Origin of the sequence: Acinetobacter sp. WCHAc010052, from assembly GCF_002165295.2 — a bacterium.
Lineage (GTDB): Bacteria > Pseudomonadota > Gammaproteobacteria > Pseudomonadales > Moraxellaceae > Acinetobacter > Acinetobacter chinensis.
In genome coordinates, this window is the sequence record NZ_CP032143.1 from 1730874 (window position 1) to 1745671 (window position 14798).

At 40.6% G+C, this 14798-nt stretch carries 11 protein-coding genes; 6 read left to right on the forward strand and 5 right to left on the reverse strand.

What is annotated here, in order from left to right:
- Positions 1–42: 42 nt before the first annotated feature.
- Both CDG61_RS08650 and plsB read right to left on the reverse strand, forming a co-directional pair.
- On the reverse strand, positions 43–360 hold the full coding sequence (locus tag CDG61_RS08650; RefSeq protein ID WP_087550063.1) for an ArsR/SmtB family transcription factor: 318 nt from the start codon (positions 358–360) through the stop codon (positions 43–45).
- A 285-nt stretch (positions 361–645) separates the two neighbouring features.
- Complete coding sequence (gene plsB / locus CDG61_RS08655) at positions 646–3147, reverse strand: glycerol-3-phosphate 1-O-acyltransferase PlsB (RefSeq protein WP_087550062.1); 2502 nt, start codon at positions 3145–3147, stop codon at positions 646–648.
- Between the two features lie 288 nt (positions 3148–3435).
- Here plsB and cysK point away from each other — a divergent pair, with 288 nt between their 5' ends.
- The 3 genes from cysK (at position 3436) to CDG61_RS08670 (ending at position 6007) form a co-directional block, all read left to right on the forward strand.
- Complete coding sequence (gene cysK / locus CDG61_RS08660; protein ID WP_087550348.1) at positions 3436–4434, forward strand: cysteine synthase A; 999 nt, start codon at positions 3436–3438, stop codon at positions 4432–4434.
- Positions 4435–4582: 148 nt separating this feature from the next.
- The gene (locus tag CDG61_RS08665; protein ID WP_087514053.1) at positions 4583–5476 is read left to right on the forward strand and encodes a LysR substrate-binding domain-containing protein; all 894 of its coding nucleotides are present in this window, start codon (positions 4583–4585) and stop codon (positions 5474–5476) included.
- A 195-nt stretch (positions 5477–5671) separates the two neighbouring features.
- The gene (locus tag CDG61_RS08670) at positions 5672–6007 is read left to right on the forward strand and encodes a hypothetical protein (protein WP_087514052.1); all 336 of its coding nucleotides are present in this window, start codon (positions 5672–5674) and stop codon (positions 6005–6007) included.
- 80 nt (positions 6008–6087) lie between these two features.
- On the opposite strand, the gene yddG is transcribed toward CDG61_RS08670, so the two are convergent.
- Positions 6088–7020 (reverse strand): aromatic amino acid DMT transporter YddG, encoded by a 933-nt coding sequence (yddG, locus tag CDG61_RS08675; RefSeq protein WP_087550061.1) that lies wholly within the window; start codon positions 7018–7020, stop codon positions 6088–6090.
- Between the two features lie 523 nt (positions 7021–7543).
- On the opposite strand from yddG, the gene CDG61_RS08680 reads away from it, so the two are divergent.
- The 3 genes from CDG61_RS08680 to CDG61_RS08690 all read left to right on the forward strand — a co-directional run bounded on the left by CDG61_RS08680 (position 7544) and on the right by CDG61_RS08690 (position 12532).
- Positions 7544–10150 carry a peroxisomal multifunctional enzyme type 2 gene (locus CDG61_RS08680; protein WP_087550060.1) on the forward strand — a complete coding sequence of 869 codons (2607 nt, stop codon included), beginning with the start codon at positions 7544–7546 and terminating at the stop codon, positions 10148–10150.
- 160 nt (positions 10151–10310) lie between these two features.
- Positions 10311–11492, forward strand: a complete 1182-nt coding sequence (locus tag CDG61_RS08685; protein WP_087550059.1) for a lipid-transfer protein — start codon at positions 10311–10313, stop codon at positions 11490–11492.
- Positions 11493–11641: 149 nt separating this feature from the next.
- A complete protein-coding gene (locus CDG61_RS08690; RefSeq protein ID WP_087550058.1) occupies positions 11642–12532 on the forward strand; it encodes a metal-dependent hydrolase in 891 nt (296 codons plus the stop codon).
- Between the two features lie 342 nt (positions 12533–12874).
- On the opposite strand, the gene CDG61_RS08695 is transcribed toward CDG61_RS08690, so the two are convergent.
- Both CDG61_RS08695 and CDG61_RS08700 read right to left on the reverse strand, forming a co-directional pair.
- Entirely contained in the window at positions 12875–13879 is a 1005-nt protein-coding gene (locus CDG61_RS08695; protein ID WP_087550057.1) for a fatty acid desaturase family protein, read from the reverse strand.
- 123 nt (positions 13880–14002) lie between these two features.
- The gene (locus tag CDG61_RS08700) at positions 14003–14797 is read right to left on the reverse strand and encodes a PaaX family transcriptional regulator (protein ID WP_087550056.1); all 795 of its coding nucleotides are present in this window, start codon (positions 14795–14797) and stop codon (positions 14003–14005) included.
- Between the last annotated feature and the right edge of the window lies 1 nt (position 14798).

Below are 14798 nucleotides of genomic sequence, written 5' to 3' on the forward strand. Positions count from 1 at the left end.
GTTGTTCAGATTTTATTCCATGTTTATGATTATAAAAATAATTTAAACAACAGGCTGTGGGCAGTAAAGCTCATATAAATGGTTCAGTACAGAGATGAGACGTTCATCTTTAATGGAGTAATAGATCTGTTTACCATCACGGCGGGTACTGACGACATCACTTTTACGCAACATCATGAGCTGCTGTGACAGAGTCGGCTGATTGATTCGTGTGATTTCTTCAATCTGAGAGACGTTCAGTTCCTGCTGAGAAAGATGGCAAAGAATCAGCAAACGGTCTGTGTTGGCGAGTGATTTCAGTATTCCAACGACGGTTTCTGCAGATTCACGCATGGATGCGATTTCCAGCTCATTACTCATTTACAGGACTCTCTTTAATTTAGAACCGATATATCAGGTGTTTATACCTTTACAAAACATGCCGTTATATTCAGCCCGACTGAAAAAAATGTTCAGTACAGCACATAAATATCTGTTCAGAAATGAACATAAAAATGAACGTCTGCTTTAAGCTACACATTATAAAGCCAGATGATCTTAATGCACTGTTCAGACCATACAAAATCAATTCTTTTTCATGAATGGATTTATAAGATAATCTGATATAAATAAGCATTTTTGAGGATGCTTATTTACAGGCAATATTTATTTCTTTGTCAGATCACTAAAATCTTTCAGCTCTTTTTCAGTAAAATTACTTGCTTCAGAAATAATCTGGCGGGTTTCAGCATTATACCAGCTGAAAATATGATAAGCCGTATCCAGCTGTTCAGAATTAATCTGTACCATATTATCCTGAACAGTGATTAATTTCCGTTCTTTCATAATACGGATAAAACTTTTCAGGGTAGAGCTGTCAAAATAGAAACCTGAATGAATCCGCCCTGAAACATTCAGTTTTTTCAGCATGGACTTACACATTTTTTCCAGTGATTTTATATTAATCCCGGCATCAACAGCATACTTCCCAAGAAGATCAATCATGACGGTGAAATTATTCATGGTCAGTGTTGAAATCTCTGCCACTGAGTGCAGGATGAAAGCAGACTCCGTATCTGAAGCAGGGATCAGCTGATCATTCTGAACCTGGATCAGACCAATATCAGTCAGACTGTTCAGAGAAGCCTGAATCTGAGTATTCAGTTCTGCTTGCGACCATTTCAGGAACATTTCTTCTTTAATAAAGGGATAGATGTTTTTAATATACTGAGTCAGTTCTTCATACTGAATATTTTTGTGAACGCTGATGATGGATGAAATAACCGAAGTCAGAATAAAACAGTGCAGAATATTATTACTGAAATAACTCAGCAGAACTTTCTGATTGGTGACTACTCTGATCCAGGTTTCACCCTGATGATTATATCTTTCTATCTGTTTAAGTTTTAATACGTATTCGATTATTTCTGCTGCTGCAAGCTCAGTAATAATCATACGTTTATCATAACAGAGCTGTTTTAACAGTGTTTTGTATTTCAACAGATGCTGAACCAGAAGTGATTCAGACATTTCATTTTTTTCAGTATTTAATAAAATCAATGAAATAAGCGAGACAGGATTAATGACCACGGCTTTATTGATATTTTCCAGAATTTCAGATGAAACCTGATTTACGGTCTGAATAACCGGTTTTGGTAAGTCATCGGTTACTCTCAGCTTTAACTGATCCGCTGCATTTTCCTCAAGCACATCTTTCAGAAAAACAGGTTCTCCAAAATTGACATAAACCTGTCCAAATACTTTTTCAATTTTACGCATGGAACTGAGCAGACCGAACAGAGACTCAGCTTCCTTAGGCTTCCCACTCAGTTCATTCAGATAAGAAGATCCTTCAAGCAGTTTTTCATAACCAAAATAAGCAGGAATGAAAACCACAGGTTTGGTTGAGCCTCGTAAATGACTCTGAACAGTCATTGAAAGCATTCCTTTTTTAGGAGGCAACAACAGTCCTGTTCTTGAACGACCACCTTCAATAAAGTACTCAAGCGGTGTATTTCTGGACAGAAGGCTGTGTAGATATTCTTTAAAAACGGAAGTGTACAGCTCATTTCCACTGAATGTTCTACGGATAAAATATGCACCGGCTCCACGCATTAACTGTCCCACAACAGGCATATTCAGGTTAATACCTGCTGCGATATGCGGCACCATCAATCCACGTTTAAAAATTACATAGGACAGCAGTAAATAATCGATATGACTGCGGTGGCATGGTGTATAGACAACTTCATAGTCCTGAGCCAGTTCACGCACGGTATCAAAGTTATGAACTTCAATCCCGTCATACAGCTGTGTCCACAGTTTGGTCAGTGCAATTTCAGCAAAACGTAAAGTCGAATAGGAAAAGTCAGAAACAATTTCCATCAGATAACTTCTAGCCCTGTTTTCAGCTTCAAGCATACTGACTTTTTCTTCGATGCTTTCTTTTACGATAGCCTGACGCACAGCTTCTGTTTTTAACAGGCTATTGATTAAATTGCGTCGGTCTGAAAGATCGGGACCCAGTATGGCTTCTTTGTATTTATTGAAACTCGAGTTCAGTTCCTGAACCACGGGATGGGCAGGTGAAAAGTTCGGAAGGTGAGTTTTTGCATCCTGAACGAGCGTGCGCAGCGATAGGGGTTTATGAAACTCAATATAGTTTTCACGACCGTAAAGTGAAATATTAATGGTCTGTTTCAGTTTTGACGGGGTGGACCATGCATCTGAAAAAAGAGCCTTGAACCATGAATCTTCATACTCTGGCGCGCGCCCCCAGAGTACAGTGACAGGAATCAGTTCAATTTCATATTCTGGATATTTATCAAGGTATTCAATCAGCCGGATGAGCTTTTCTGGATAATGATAAGCATTGGAAACAGGGTCAGTGTCATTCAAAACCAGTATGGAGTCCGACTCATGTGACTGTTCAATGCTGATTTCTGAAAATACGGAAGGCAATCCGCGTTTTTCAGCTTCCTTGTCAATCAGAACCGTATTACTCAGAGATGCATCCTGAAGCACATAACAGACACGTACTTTGTCTGACTGTTGTGCAAGATTCTGTTCCAGGGCAGCGGTATTACCCAACACCTGGGGAGTCACAATTTTATCCAGTATTTTACGGGTTAAGTTCCGGTAGAGTTTACTGTAACTTTTATTTGACATTGTGTCCCCTGGTGATTTTCTCATTTGCCGATATTGTCAGGAATTCGATGTTACATTACAAACCTTTGTAAGACTAAATACTGCATCAAAGTTGTAAAAATTGCTTACATTTTATTCACTTCATAATGCTTTCACTAAAAAATACCCTTAAAACTCGTCTGTTTTATTAGAGCAGTATAACTGTGAAATATTTTTCAATGGAAATTCGTATAAGAATGCTTTTACATCATTAATTAAACGGTATGATGTCTGAGTTCTGAAAATCAAAAATATTTTTAGGGAATGATTATGACGACTGATTCTGCTTTTCCAGCAACAGAAAATAAAGGCATTGCTGTATACAGTAATAATGCCGAGGCAATTGGTAATACACCACTGGTACGGATTAACCGTGTAATCACGGGTGGGGCAACTGTACTGGCAAAAATTGAAAGCCGTAACCCTGCTTTTTCAGTAAAGTGCCGTGTCGGTGCTGCTTTGGTGGAAGACGCTGAAAAACGTGGATTATTAAAGGCAGGTATGCATATTGTTGAGCCGACCAGCGGTAATACTGGTATTGCACTTGCCTTTGTTGCAGCTGCCAAAGGCTATGACATTACACTGACCATGCCGTCCAGTATGAGTATAGAACGTCGTAAAGTACTGAAAGCACTGGGAGCAAACCTGGTACTGACAGACCCTGCCAAAGGTATGAAAGGTGCAGTGGATGAAGCGGTCCGACTGGTGACCGAGCAGCCTGAAACTTATTATTTACCTCAGCAGTTTGAAAACCCTGCCAACCCTGAAATTCATGAACTGACTACGGGTCCGGAAATCTGGAATGCAACTGGCGGTAAAGTGGATATTCTGGTTTCAGGTGTGGGTACTGGTGGAACAATTTCGGGTATTTCACGTTATTTTAAAAAGGTGAAAAATCAGCCATTATATTCTGTTGCCGTTGAACCGGCTGAGTCTGCCATTATCAGCCAGACGCGTCGTGGTGAAAGCATTACTCCAGGACCTCATAAAATCCAGGGGATTGGGGCGAACTTTATTCCAGGTAACCTGGCACTTGATCTTGTTGATGAAGTCATTGCAGTTCAAAGTCAGACAGCGATTGATTACGCACGTAAAACTGCGGTGCAGGAAGGAATACTGGTCGGTATTTCCAGCGGTGCAGCGATGGCTGCTGCTGCTGAACTTGCAACACGTCCAGAAAATGCTGGTAAAACGATTGTTGTGATATTACCTGACAGTGGTGAGCGTTATTTATCCTCTGTTCTGTTTGAAGATATCTCAGCAGACTGATTACTGAACAGCATTGACTTACTTATAGTAAGTCAATGCTGTTTTTATAGTTAAAAAGAATAAATAGATACTTTTAAACATTGGAACTGTGATAAAAAGGGCAGATGATGGAAACACTGTCTTTAATGAAATAAGGGAAATAAATTTCGTGTTTGAACTGGACTGTAAATTACTCAGCATCTTTTTTTACGTCTATAAATATAAAAGCGTTTCAGTTGCCGCAGATCATCTGACCATGAGTCAGCCCACCGTCAGTAATATTCTGAATAAGATCCGTCAGCATTATAATGACCCGCTGTTTTTACGTATCGGTAATGAGATGATTCCAACAGAATTGTCCAAACAACTGTTTCCTCTGGTCAGTGAAGCACTGAGTAAAGTTGAAATTATCAATAATTTTACGATTGATTTTGATCAGTCCACATCACAGCAGCAGTTTACACTGGCAATGACCGATGTATCGCATCTGGTTCTTCTGCCCCGAATTACGCAATATCTGAAAAAATATGCTTCACATATCCGTCTGAATGTCCGTCCGATTACCTCTGAAACCAGTTATCAGATGGCAAATGGCGAAATTGATCTCGCGCTGGGTTTTTTACCACATCTTGAAAATGGCTTTTATCAGCAGAAACTTTTTGAGCAGTATTATGTCGTAATTGCATCCAAAGACCATCCACGCCTGACAGGAAACAGCATCAGTGCAGAAGAATATTTAAGTGAGTCACATATTGATATTGATGCAGGAATGGGACATTACCACATTGAAAATGAGCTTTTAAACCTTGAGCTGAAGCGCAATATTCTGATGCGTCTGCCAAGCTATCTGGGTGTTGGACTGGTGGTTCAGGATACCGATGCAATTGCCACTGTGCCTTATTATCTGAGTGAAGTACTGTTGTCACGTGGCAATCTGAAAATATTTGAAGCCCCGATTTCATTTCCGACTTATTCGGTTAAACAGTACTGGCATATGTCCTGCCATCATAAAACCAGTCACCAGTGGCTCAGACATATGTTCCATGAAATATTAATGAAATAATCATGAATATTTCTGTTCAGCAAGACTGAAAGCCGGAAACACAGTAATGATGCTGACTGACCTGACGCTGTAAATTTAATATCCTCATCACATTTATTCGGTAAACTAGACTGATAAATGCTTTGAGATAAATTCTTGAGCAATTCAGCTCAACCACTTAGAATGACACAACTTTCAGCGCTATACGGAATACACATGGACAAAGATTTAATTGAAGAACAGCAACTTGTCTGTGAAGAATTTGATTCAAGCTATAATGCAGTAAAAGAGACTGATCTCGTTGCCATAGCTGTTCATACACTGAACAAAGAACCTGTTGTTGGACTACGTAAAGCGCTTGATCCACAGGACAATGTCGCCTGGTATATCTACGGTGGAGAACTTGAAGAAGGGGATGATTTTTTTGAAATCATTACTGTAAAAGAACTCTTTGAGGTTTTCCCTGATGCACTTCCATACCTTGCACTGGCAGAAGGTTATCGTTTCATGATTGATTCAGATGACTACGAAGACGTCTGGAAAGCTGAATAAATTTGTCTGATACTCTATAAAATCATTAAAAAAGCCCTGAACTTTTTATAAGCTCAGGGCTTTTTTACAATGAAAGAGATTTAAAGTACTTTTCCATTAAACATATAAAAGAACTTATTTTTCAGCAATTGCCAGTTGGTTGAAATCCAGCAGAGCAATGAACCTGCTGTGACCAGCACCGCTCCATGCCAGAAATTGACCGTCAGTGCGGTCTGTAAAATAAACATGGAAATGACAGATGAGAAAATAGGACTGAAATAAGACAAAGCGACCAGTACTGTAATGTTGCCCTGAATAATGCCGATATTCCAGACGGCATAACCAAGTCCAGTCACAGTAGACAAAATAAGCAGGTAACCCAGTGTACTGAAACTCATATTTTCAAGAGGTGTCAGATCACCAATCAGCAGAATTTTCAACCAGAGGACAGCCGTGATTGCCAGGAAAAACAGGGTAATCGGATTGTGTCCATTACTGTACTTCTTTGTGATCACACAATACAGAGACCACAGTGCGGCACCAACAAATGCCAGCATATAACTGATGGGATTAGCTTGTAAATTCTGTAAGACTGTTCCCCACTCAAAAGACCCCGATCCACTTTGAATCAGTACAATTCCACTCATACTTATGCCCAGTCCACACAGCACCAGTATGTTGAATTTCAGTTCTTTAAAAAGAATAAGAAACAGAATGGTCATGCTTGGCCAGAGATAATTGACCAGACTGACCTCAATCGCTTGTTGTGCAGTCTGCGCCAGTGCAATTGCATAGGAAAAACACAGCTCATACACGACAAAAAGCAGAGTCGCAAAAATCAGATATCCACGGGAAAGCAGCTTCAGATCGGGGATTTTGAACAACACCAATAAGATCAAAGCACTGATACTGTACATAAAGGTCACGGCAAGATCTGCACCTATGTCGAAACTTACTTTTTTCAATAACCCAACTATAGACGACCACTGTAAAATAGCACTGAAGCCAATAAGGGTCGCAAGATTTCTGGACATTTCACACTCTGGTGCAGAAGAAAGGAGAGCAGCCTTTTGCAGGCTATTGATGAATTATACTGCTTTAAAAAAACCTCAGAAGCAGAATAATATGCACAAATCGTAAATTCTTAATTTATGAATTATATTGAATGATCATGTTTTATTACTAAAAATAATCAAAAATTAAAAAAGTTTAATGCTGTTTGATTCAGTTCAGATATTACTTTGAATATTGAATCAGAACATCTGCAGATTTGCATAAAAATTCAGCTCCACCCTATAAATCACGCTTATTGCAATTGACGAAAATTTCATCCGATTTTAAAACAGATATGGATAATTTAACGGCATATTTAACTGAGCTGAAATTTTATAAATCAGAAAAATGAACATGCAATGATGCCCCGAAAATGCATGAAAACCGGTGCCTGCACTTTTATTTTTAAACAGGCTTGCAATGAAAGTATTAAAAAACAGGACGTCTGATTACTTTCATCAACATCAATTTTTATATGCATACAGATAAGTAAAAGGAATAAAAATGTCAGAATTACGTTTTGATGGGCGTGTCGCCATTGTCACAGGTGCAGGTGGTGGCTTAGGACGACAACATGCACTGACTCTTGCAGCACGAGGCTGTAAAGTGGTAGTCAATGACTTGGGTGGTGGCGCACATGGCTCAGGTCAGTCATCTTGGGCGGCCGACAAAGTTGTTGAAGAAATTCGTGCCGCAGACGGTGAAGCGGTTGCCAATTATGACTCTGTTGAAAATGGTGAAGCCATTGTCCAGACTGCTTTAGATCACTTTGGTACTGTAGATATTGTCATTAACAATGCAGGGATTTTACGGGATGTCAGTTTTGCCAAAATGACTGAGCAGGATTGGGATCTGATTATGCGTGTGCATTTGAATGGCTCGAAAAGTGTCTCACATGCTGCTTGGCCAATCATGCGTGAAAAAGGTTATGGTCGTATTATTATGACCACGTCGGCAGCTGGAATTTACGGTAACTTCGGTCAAGCCAATTATTGTGCGGCAAAATTGGGCATTCTCGGATTAGCCAACTGTCTAGCGGAAGAAGGCCGTAGTAAAAACATTTTCGTCAATACCATTGCACCCTTAGCAGCGTCTCGTTTGACTGAAACCGTCATGCCACCTGATTTATTGGCTTTGCTCAAACCTGAAGCGGTGAGTCCTTTGGTGGCTTGGCTTGCTCATGAAGACTGTAAGGAAAATAAAGGCTTATTTGAAGTCGGTGCAGGTTTCGTTGCTAAACTGCGTTGGGAGCGTACAGAGGGTTATATGTTCCCGAATACACGCCCATTCAATGTCGATGATGTGGCACGTCATTGGGATAAAATTACCGATTTCACAGAATCAAGCCATCCGACATCGACTACAGAATCATTCACGCCAATTTTGGAAGGGATTCATCATCCAAACTTAGGGGGCAATGAATTCATTGACTTAGATCTTGCGTCTAAAGCTAAAATTGAGATCGAGTCATCCTATGATGAACGTGATTTATCGCTTTATGCATTGGGAATTGGTGCAGCGCAAAATCCATTGGACAGTTCAGAACTTGCTTATGTCTACGAGTTGGGTAGTGAATTCCAAGCCTTTCCAACTTATGGTGTGATGCCACAAATGAATGCCATGTTGCAAATGGCAAAACAGGGCGTGACACTTCCGGGAATGAATTATGGCTTTGACCGTGTACTACATGGTGAGCAATATACTGAAATTAAACGACCTTTACCGCCAAATGCCAAGTTACAGCATACATTTACCTTAAAAAGTGCTTATGACAAAGATCCGAATGCTGTGGTGACTTTTGCAATTTCGTCTAAAGATGAAAATGGTGAAGAACTGATTTATAACGAAATGACTGCATTTGTTCGAGGTGCAGGTGGTTGGGGCGGGGATCGTGGTGATTCGGCAGAAATCAATGTCGCACCTGAGCGTGAACCTGATGCTGTGATTGAAGAGAAAACAGACATTAATCAAACACTGTTATATCGTTTGTCAGGTGATTGGAATCCATTACACGCTGATCCTGCATTTGCCAAAGCCTTTGGTTTTGACCGTCCAATTTTACATGGCTTATGTACTTTTGGATTCAGTGGTCGCCATGTGATTAAAGCTTTCAGCAATAATGATGGACGTTATTTCAAAAGTATCAAAGTACGTTTTGCTAAGAGTGTTTATCCGGGCGATACCCTTGTGACGAAAATGTGGAAAGAATCAGACACCAAAATCATTTTTGAAACGTGGGTCAAAGAACGTAATGAAGTGGTGATCAAAAACGCTGCTATTGAATTGTATAAAGAAATTCCAACAGTGAAAGCAAAACCAAAAACGGTTCAAGATTCAGCTCAATCTGCTCAAGTCCAAGTATCGAATGAAGCTAATGCGGTAAATACTGAAATCACGCTTGCGGATCTATTTACAGCGGTCAATCAACACATTCAATCGAAGTCAGATATTGTCGATAAAACCAAAACTTCATTCCAATTTAAACTGAAAAATCCTGAGTCTTTGTGGTTTATTGACCTGAAAAATGGTGCAGGCAGTGCAGGTGCAGGTGAAGTTGCCAATCCTGATGTAAGCCTTGAAATGGATGAAGAGCATGTGCCAACCGTGTTTAATGGCTCACTTGCTGATGTACAAAAGTTGTTCTTTGGTGGTCAGTTAAAAATTGGGGGCAATGTGATGGCATCCAATAAGCTGATTGTTCTGCAAGATATGGACAAAAAGCTGATTGATCAGGCTCGTGATGCACGTGTGGCTTCGGGTGATACAACACAGGCTGCGGCAACACCGACAAGTACAGCCAAAGAGGCAAAAGCACCTGAAATTTTCACAGCACTACAAAATCGTTTAAAAGGTGAAAGTAATGCAAACCATACTTATCAATTTAACGTTACTGAACCGAATGAATCTTGGACAGTGAATTTAGCCAATGGCAGTGTGCAACAGGGTAGCGATGCCAATGCTGATGTGACTTTGACATTATCCGATCATCATTTGGCAGAGTTGGTTTCAAGTCAGCGTGAGATTCGCGATCTGTATCAGCATGGTGATGTGGTAGTGGATGGTGATATTCGTTTGGTACATCAGATGCAGTTTTTAAGTGGATTAGTTTAATTTGAAGATTGAATTCATATTTAACTCGTAATGGAAGTTCTCACTTACTTTAAAGGATGAGAAATAGAATTTCGTATGAGGGATAGGATTTATATAAAAAATTCCCCTCATCCTAACCTTCTCCCAAAGGGAGAAGGGACTTTAAAATCAGGATATTAAAATGAAAAGACGTGTCAATGTAATTGGTGTCGGCATGACCAAATTCGCCAAGCCGGGTGCAAGTGCTGAATATTATGAAATGGCAAAGGAGGCAGGGCAAAAAGCCTTACAGGATGCCAATATTCAATACAGTGAAATCGAACAAGTTTTTGCAGGTTATGTCTATGGTGATTCAACTTGCGGACAACGAGCAGCCTATGAACTTGGCTTAACAGGTGTACCCATTGTCAATGTCAATAATAACTGTTCTACGGGTTCGAGTGCTTTATTCCTTGCCCGTCAAGCCATTGAAGGTGGATTGGCTGAATGTGTACTCGCACTCGGTTTTGAGAAAATGGAAAAGGGCGCATTGGGTGCAAAATTCAATGACCGTGAACCACCGATGGGACAGCATGCCCAAGTGATGTTAAATGTACAAGGTTTCAATTCTGCACCGCCTGCAGCACAAATGTTCGGTGGTGCAGGGCGTGAGTACCGTTGGAAATACGGCACGAAAAAAGAAACCTTTGGGCAGATTGCGGTCAAAGCCCGTAAACACGCAAGCAACAATCCTTATGCTTTATTTGGTCAGGTCTTATCTTTGGATGAAATCATGGCATCGGATAATGTCTTTGATCCATTGACCCGTTTTCAATGTTGTCCGCCAACTTGTGGTGCAGGTGCAGTCATTTTATGTTCTGACGAATTTGCCAAAAAGCATGGTATTTCCAATCCTGTTTATATCGCAGCGCAGTCAATGACTACCGATTATGCCTCAAGTTTTGAGGAACTAAGCATGATTAAAATGGTCGGCTATGACATGACCAAACAAGCCGCAAATCAAGTCTATGAAGCAGCAGGCATCGGTGCAGAAGATGTCGATGTGATTGAATTACATGACTGTTTTACTGCTAATGAATTACTCACATACGAGGCTTTGGGACTGTGTCCTGAGGGCGAAGCTGAAAAATTCATTTGGGATGCAGACAATACCTATGGTGGTAAATATGTCACCAATCCATCAGGGGGCTTATTGTCTAAAGGGCATCCTTTGGGTGCAACAGGCTTGGCGCAATGTACTGAACTGGTATGGCAATTACGTGGTACAGCAGATCAACGTCAGGTTGCAAATGCCCGAATCGCTTTACAACATAACCTCGGCTTGGGTGGAGCGTGTGTCATTACCATGTATCGACGTGACTGACATTGATGTGACTGAATATGGCCTAAATGTAAAAAAAGAGATGCAATGACATATAAATGAGTCGAAATGACCTATGGAATTGTATTCAGCTGAGTACAATTTCAGTAAGGACATCATTATCAATGATAAACATGAAGGCGGGATAAATCATGGGTATTTTAAAAAAATTTATAAAGTCTGCGACTTATCATGAGCCACTACCGATTCGGCGTGATATTCGTTTTGATTTGCCGGCAGACCGTATTGCAGACTGGCATACTTCAGCTGGACCTATTTTTACAGCATTACTGAATACATTTTCAATCGTTTTACCTATCGGTGAGCGTTTCTTCATTGATGCCGTCCGTGCACATCGTGATCTGGTCGAAGACCCAGAACTGAAGAAAGCAGTGACTGCATTTATTGGTCAGGAAGCGATGCATGGTCGTGAGCACGAGGACTATAACAGAGCTTTGTTTGAGCGAAATCCAATTGCACCGAAGTTTGAAAGTTTTGTACTTGATGTTTTTGGTTTAATGAAAAAGCATTTACCTGCATCATACTGGTTAAGTGGAACAATTGCGCTTGAGCATTTTACCGCTTTGCTTGCAGATTCAGTTTTACAGATTCCTGAATTATTCGAGGGTGCAGAAGAACATTATGCCAATATCTGGCGCTGGCATGCTTTTGAGGAAACTGAGCATAAAGCCGTGGCTTATGATGTGTGGAATACGGCAATGGGTCAGGGCATCTATGCTTATCTGTTGCGTAGCTTTGGCTTGGTTGCTGCAACGGTCGTATTCTGGGGCTTTGTATTGCCTGTATTTACCAAAATCGTGATGGATGAGAAGAAACTGACTGATCTCTCAGCATGGCGTAAAGCGTACAGATATACCTTTGGTGAAGTGGGTGCTTTGCGTAAACAACTGGGTAATTATATTGATTATTTCCGCCCAAATTATCATCCATGGGATCATGATAACCGTGCACAAATGCTGGCTTTGCAGGATTTGATTTATGAGCTGGCTGATAAGACCAAAGCAGCCAAAGTTCTGTCATAAAACAGAAACTGATTCTGAGTGTATTTTTCTCCACGGATACACTCAGATTTATTTCAATCAGACCGCTGCAGTCACTGCATGATATTTATGCATTTCTTTCTGATGATTAAAAAATAAACTTTACTCATAATCTCCTGGTAATTTCTCTTTGCCAGCAGTACTTCTATTGTGCAGTTTAGAACCAGTGCTTTGACACCACAACATCATCCGCTGATATTTATGACTGACAACATAGCTACATTTTTACAGTGAAATACCAATCACAAAAAACTGCCTGTTTTCAGCGACAACTGAAATAAGGCAGCTTCTGAGTATTTTCCCAGAGTATTTACTGGGTCTGTGTTATGCAGTCGTTTCAGGTATTACGGCTTTCTTCTCTGACAAAGAATTAATCACTTCAACATAGGTGGGTGGTTGATCTACAAAGCCACGCTCACGAAGTACCCGGTGCATACGTGGCAATTTAAAATAAGGAACTGAAGCCATCAGATGATGTTCCTGATGAAAATTGACATGAATCGGGGCAACAAATGAACGTGCAAGTAAACCTGCATGTGTTGTTCTGGTATTGGTCAGGGCTGAATGGCTGGTTTGCATTCCTGCGTGTTCAGCCATAGAGCGGATCCGGATAAACAGCGGAAATGGTACGGTATAAGCCAAAGGCCACAACGCATAAAGTCCAGGGTGTCCTGCACGCCATAAAGCTCCAAAAATCACAGCATTGCTGACTACAGCACCCGAACTGTTTTTGAATAAGGACAGTGCATAGTCCTTAAACGTTTTTCCATTCTGAGGAATACGTTTCTGATCATTGGATACCGTCCATTCAAGTATATCCAGATCCATCAGCAAGCGACCAAACAGAAATTTCACGCCAGTCAATCCTGTTAAGTCACGGGTAAATTTGCGCAGCAGGGACTTCTTTGTCACAGGAAAACCTGCGACCAGACTCAGATCTGGATCTTCAGGCAAAGATGTTTTTGCGTGGTGTCGCATGTGATGCGCCCGATATTTATGTAAATCATTCCATATAGGACGGGCACAGAGCCAGTCAACAGCAACATCATTCAGCCATCTGGTTTTAAATAAGCTACTGTGAGATGCATCATGCATCAATATGGCAAGGCATAACTGCCGACCTGCGAGTATTGCCAAGGCAACTGCAATCATTAATACTTTTGCCCAGACGGGGGCGTACTCCCAGTAATATGCTACCCCTGCAAATGTGGCCGCAATAATTGCCCATGTAGAACCGACAGCCCATGCACCATGCAGATCTGATGCTGTAGTCAGTTCTTTAATTTCGTCCCTGCTGAATAATTCAGTCACACTGACACGGGTATTCATTTTTTATAATCCATTTTATTGGTATTGATAATTAATATAACTCAAATCATTACACAAAACTAAATTTTATTTTTAAAAATGTAATAAAAAGTATTTACCAAATATATAATTTAAATCAGAAATTTATAGTGATTCTGTATTCAGTGAATGCCATATTTTTAAACCTGTCCGATCCAGTTCAGTCACATTCTGAATAAACCGGTCACGCAGGTTCACATCAACAAATGCTTCAGGAAGCAGAGGATCAGTCATCAATAAAGCAATGGTTTCCCGCCCCAGTAAAAACGATTCTCTGGCTGCATCATTAATATTCAGATGAGGGTATTCAGCAAGCCATTTCTCAATAATGGTATTGTATTTTATATAATTTTTTTCAAATTTTGAGGTATCCCACAGCTTTGGAATGGACTGCTGTGTTTTTTCATCAAATGAATGAATCAATGCAATTTTGACTGTCGGCTCTACACCGGCGTTTACCAGTTCACGAAAAATATCATCCAGGCTCAGTGTTAAATTATCCGGACGAATGAAAATTCCCTGTTCCAGTTCTTTAAACCCAAACCGTTTCAATGCCCGTTCACGTCTGCTCAGTGCAGCACGGTCAACACGTCCCAGACTGTTACTGAAGACAGCAATGTACTGTTGTTGCCAGGGTCTGGTTTTTAGAATCCCTTGCTGTCGATTGACAATAATATCAGCCCAGTCATGAGACTGCTGTGCCAGACGGTAAGTCCCGCGTGAAATTGCTTCAATTTTATGTTCATTACACAGGCGGGTCGTAGCAACCCGTATCTGGTTCTCTGAAATATCAAATAACCGGGCAGCGGAGATGAGTTGTCTGATCGTAATAGGACGGTCTGATGCTGCAAGTAAAAGATCTATAACCAGGGTCTTTGCATTCAGTTTTAACGATGTCATG

Excerpts from the sequence above, each read along its gene's own strand:
- CDG61_RS08650 (WP_087550063.1), bottom strand. The coding sequence starts at position 360 with ATGAGTAATGAGCTGGAAATCGCATCCATGCGTGAATCTGCAGAAACC.
- plsB (WP_087550062.1), bottom strand. The coding sequence starts at position 3,147 with ATGTCAAATAAAAGTTACAGTAAACTCTACCGGAACTTAACCCGTAAA.
- cysK (WP_087550348.1), top strand. The coding sequence starts at position 3,436 with ATGACGACTGATTCTGCTTTTCCAGCAACAGAAAATAAAGGCATTGCT.
- CDG61_RS08670 (WP_087514052.1), top strand. The coding sequence starts at position 5,672 with ATGGACAAAGATTTAATTGAAGAACAGCAACTTGTCTGTGAAGAATTT.
- yddG (WP_087550061.1), bottom strand. The coding sequence starts at position 7,020 with ATGTCCAGAAATCTTGCGACCCTTATTGGCTTCAGTGCTATTTTACAG.
- CDG61_RS08680 (WP_087550060.1), top strand. The coding sequence starts at position 7,544 with ATGTCAGAATTACGTTTTGATGGGCGTGTCGCCATTGTCACAGGTGCA.
- CDG61_RS08685 (WP_087550059.1), top strand. The coding sequence starts at position 10,311 with ATGAAAAGACGTGTCAATGTAATTGGTGTCGGCATGACCAAATTCGCC.
- CDG61_RS08690 (WP_087550058.1), top strand. The coding sequence starts at position 11,642 with ATGGGTATTTTAAAAAAATTTATAAAGTCTGCGACTTATCATGAGCCA.
- CDG61_RS08695 (WP_087550057.1), bottom strand. The coding sequence starts at position 13,879 with ATGAATACCCGTGTCAGTGTGACTGAATTATTCAGCAGGGACGAAATT.
- CDG61_RS08700 (WP_087550056.1), bottom strand. The coding sequence starts at position 14,797 with ATGACATCGTTAAAACTGAATGCAAAGACCCTGGTTATAGATCTTTTA.